The 3,292-nt window shown below is 63.5% G+C and carries 4 protein-coding genes; all 4 read right to left on the reverse strand.

The window, feature by feature from the left end; all coding sequences use genetic code 11:
* Positions 1-157: 157 nt before the first annotated feature.
* Positions 158-1,186 (reverse strand): zinc-dependent alcohol dehydrogenase, encoded by a 1,029-nt coding sequence (locus H1Y01_RS05130; protein WP_219341283.1) that lies wholly within the window; start codon positions 1,184-1,186, stop codon positions 158-160.
* Positions 1,187-1,190: 4 nt separating this feature from the next.
* The gene (locus tag H1Y01_RS05135; RefSeq protein ID WP_180539196.1) at positions 1,191-2,240 is read right to left on the reverse strand and encodes an alcohol dehydrogenase catalytic domain-containing protein; all 1,050 of its coding nucleotides are present in this window, start codon (positions 2,238-2,240) and stop codon (positions 1,191-1,193) included.
* Positions 2,241-2,253: 13 nt separating this feature from the next.
* Positions 2,254-2,922 carry a 5'-methylthioadenosine/S-adenosylhomocysteine nucleosidase family protein gene (locus H1Y01_RS05140; protein ID WP_180539197.1) on the reverse strand — a complete coding sequence of 223 codons (669 nt, stop codon included), beginning with the start codon at positions 2,920-2,922 and terminating at the stop codon, positions 2,254-2,256.
* A 124-nt stretch (positions 2,923-3,046) separates the two neighbouring features.
* Positions 3,047-3,190 (reverse strand): hypothetical protein, encoded by a 144-nt coding sequence (locus H1Y01_RS05145; protein WP_180539198.1) that lies wholly within the window; start codon positions 3,188-3,190, stop codon positions 3,047-3,049.
* Between the last annotated feature and the right edge of the window lie 102 nt (positions 3,191-3,292).

Here is a 3,292-nt window from a genome sequence, read left to right on the forward strand (position 1 = left end):
AGGCGCTTGGGGAGTAAGAGACTAACTACGTGGAAGTTCTCATAATGATGAGTAGCCAGCCATTTGGTGTAAGCCTCGGCTTGCGACCGGGAGAACTCGTGCCGCGTCGCTTCTTCGCTTAAGAGGAACTCGCGCGGGGCCAGTTGCAGGGCAGAGGTCATGGCACGATGGCGGTTTTCAGAACCCCGTTGCGCTTTGCCAACGCTGCGAGCACGTCAGGTAGTGCGGCCAGCGGACGCTCGTCACCAACGAAATCGCGTGCGCGAACATCGCCCGCGATGATGTGATCGAGCGCCGCGCGATTGGTCGCCGGGGTGTGGTGGAAGCTGGCGATGGTCCGAAGTCCCGAGTAATGGAGTAACTCGGTCGGAAGACTAACTTCGCTTCCGCGAGGGCAGCCGCCGAAGAAGTTCACCGTTCCGCCGCGGCGCAGCGTCTGGGCGGCGGCGCGCCAGAGCTCGGGTTTACCCACAGCTTCAATGGCGACGTCGACGCCGCGTCCATCCGTCAGTGCGCGAATGTGCGCGACGGCTTCCTCGGGGATTTCGGTGGTGACACCGTGGTCGGCTCCGGCATCGAGGGCGCGGTCGACCTGGGCCTGACGACGCCCGCTGATGATGACGCGCATCCCCCGGCTTTTGGCTAGTTTCACGAACATGATGCCGATGGGTCCGGGGCCAATGACGGCGACCGTATCACCCTTGGCGGCTCCTGTTTCGTTGAGCGCGAGCACGGCGCAGGCTAGCGGTTCCATGAGAGCGGCGTCGGTATCACTTAGTAAGTCGGGAACGTGATAGGTGTTGCGTTCGACGATGCGCCTGGGAACGCAAAGATACTCGGCATAGGCGCCGTTGTTGAAGAGCAGATCTTCGCAGAGATTGGCCTGGTGGCGTTTGCAGTAGAAGCAGTTGCCGCACGGCGCGGAGTTGGAGGCAACGACGCGATCGCCCACCCGGAACCGTTCGACTTCGCGCCCTACGGCGACGACTTCGCCGGCGAACTCGTGGCCGAACGGCGAAGGCGGGACGATCATACGGGCGTGGTAGCCGCGCTGGAAGACTTTGACGTCGGTGCCGCAGGTGAGCGCGGCGCCGACGCGGACGAGCAGGTCGCCGGGACCGATCTGGGTGAGTTCCACGCGTTCCACCCGCACATCTTCTTTGCCGTAGAGCACCGCGGCTTGCATACTTTCACCCATGCGGATTTACCACGATTTTGAGAGACTCCGCCGTCGGTTTCGTCGCGAGTTGGAATGCATCGTGAATGCGGGCCAGGGGCATGCGGTGCGAGATGAGCCGATCGAGCGGAAGCTTTCCACTGAAGACCAGCTCCGCCGATTGTTTCTGAACATCGACGGAAGCGCTGTAAGAGCCGAATAAGATGCGCTCGCCTACGCAGATGCTGGCACCGGATAGTTCGATGCGTTCTTTGCTCGAAGTTTGGGCGAAGAGCAGGATTTTGGCTCCGGGGCGGGAGCAGTCGACCGCTTGTTCAACCAGACCTGGCACTGCGGTGGCGAGAATCACAGCGTCCGCGCCGCGGCCGTCCGTTAACACGGCGGCAGCCTTTGCGACATCGCTGACGAGTGGATCGAGCGCAATCTCCGCGCCGCAAAGCTTCGATAATTCGAGACGGCGCAGCATGGTATCGGTCGCGATGACCTTAACGCCGCGCTGGGCAAGCAGCATGGTGAAGATGAGGCCGATGGGTCCCTGCCCCATAACGACGATGACGTCGCCCGCCGCGGGCGCGAGTTGCTCGACCGCTTTCAGGCAGGTGTTGACCGGCTCGACGAAGGAGGCGACTTCGAAGGAAACGCCGTCCGGGATGCGTTCGACGCCGCGTTCGACGATCCAATCCATCACGCGGACGTATTGAGCGAAGCCGCCGCCCGCGGGCTCAAATCCAGCGGTGACGCCGACGCGCTTGTAGACCTTGCACTGCGCGTAGAGTCCGCGCTCGCAGTAGAAACAATGGCTGCACGGGATGTGGTGGAAGGAGATCACGCGATCTCCCACGCGGAACCTCTGCACGCCCGCCCCGACCGCAACTACGGTTCCGGCGGTTTCGTGTCCGAAGACGCGGGGCGGCGGAAGCAGGTTGTACTCGACCTTCTTCAGATCGGTGTGACAGACGCCGCAGGCTTCCACGCGCAGCAGCAGCTCGCCGGGCCCGATTTCGGGGACAGCGATGCGCTCCACGGCAACCACGCTGTCGCCGCGATAAACCGCGGCCAGCATGTCGGCTGGTATATCAGAACTCGCAGCTTGCAACGAACTCCCCCAACTTCTCCGAACAGAGCGCCGCGCGTTTCCCCAGCCGCAGCAACTCGGGCAGGCAGGTGAAGGGACGTTTGAGCGCGTCCATCGCGAGCCGCACGGTGTCGATTCTTCCATCATCCCGCAGGGCGCGATTGAAGTCGCAGTGCAGTTCTTCTTCGGCGAGGTCGCTCACGCATTTGACGGCGTAGAACGGGACGCCGAGTTCTTTGGCGCGTTTGCGTGCGCCGCGGGCTTCCATGTCGACGGCGAGGCCGCCGAGGAGACGGAGGGAGCGCTTCTCCTGGGCGGATCGGACGACGTGATCGGCGGTGACGAGAGCCCCGCGTGCGCAATGCGGGGAGGATGATGGAGCGAGCGATGGTTCGCCGCCGACTTCGGTCGCAGCTACGACGTCGCCGATTTTTAACGCGGGATCGAGGGCACCGCAAAGGCCGAGATTAAGGACCATTTCGAGATCGGGTCCGCCGACGGCGGCGTAGGCGCGTAGGGGGCCGGCGCCGTTGGCGACAGCGATCATGGGCTTGCCGCGGAAGATGCCGGACATGGCCCATTGGACGGGGAGGTGTTCGCGGCGAAGCTTGTCGCAGTGCTTGAGGAGGCCTTTTAGTTCGAGCGGGACGGAGGCTAGGAAGAGGATCATAATGCGTACGCGGAGCGACCCTCCCTCTCGGTCGGGCTCAGAGTGCGGGATTGTGCGCGGGTGAGGCTTTTGGTGCTGTGCGAAAACCGCTCCGTTGCCGTCGCGGTTCGGTATGAGGCGTGGGTCACGATGCGTACCCGTTGGCGCGGAACCAGTCAACGGCGGCGTAGGCGCCGTTGGGGACAGCGATCATGGGCTTGCCGCGGAAGATGTCGGACATGGCCCATTGGACGGGTTCGAGCGGGACGGAGGCTAGGAAGAGGATCATAATGCGTACGCGGAGCGACCCTCCCTCTCGGTCGGGCTCAGAGTGCGGGATTGTGCGCGGGTGAGGCTTTTGGTGCTGTGCGAAAACCGCTCCGTTGCCGTC

This window comes from Nevskia soli (genome assembly GCF_903970205.1).
Lineage (GTDB): Bacteria > Acidobacteriota > Terriglobia > Bryobacterales > Bryobacteraceae > Bog-113.

Bases quoted from the DNA above. Each gene is read 5' to 3' on its own strand.
- H1Y01_RS05130 (WP_219341283.1), bottom strand. From the start codon at position 1,186: ATGCAAGCCGCGGTGCTCTACGGCAAAGAAGATGTGCGGGTGGAACGC.
- H1Y01_RS05135 (WP_180539196.1), bottom strand. From the start codon at position 2,240: ATGCTGGCCGCGGTTTATCGCGGCGACAGCGTGGTTGCCGTGGAGCGC.
- H1Y01_RS05140 (WP_180539197.1), bottom strand. From the start codon at position 2,922: ATGATCCTCTTCCTAGCCTCCGTCCCGCTCGAACTAAAAGGCCTCCTC.
- H1Y01_RS05145 (WP_180539198.1), bottom strand. From the start codon at position 3,190: ATGATCCTCTTCCTAGCCTCCGTCCCGCTCGAACCCGTCCAATGGGCC.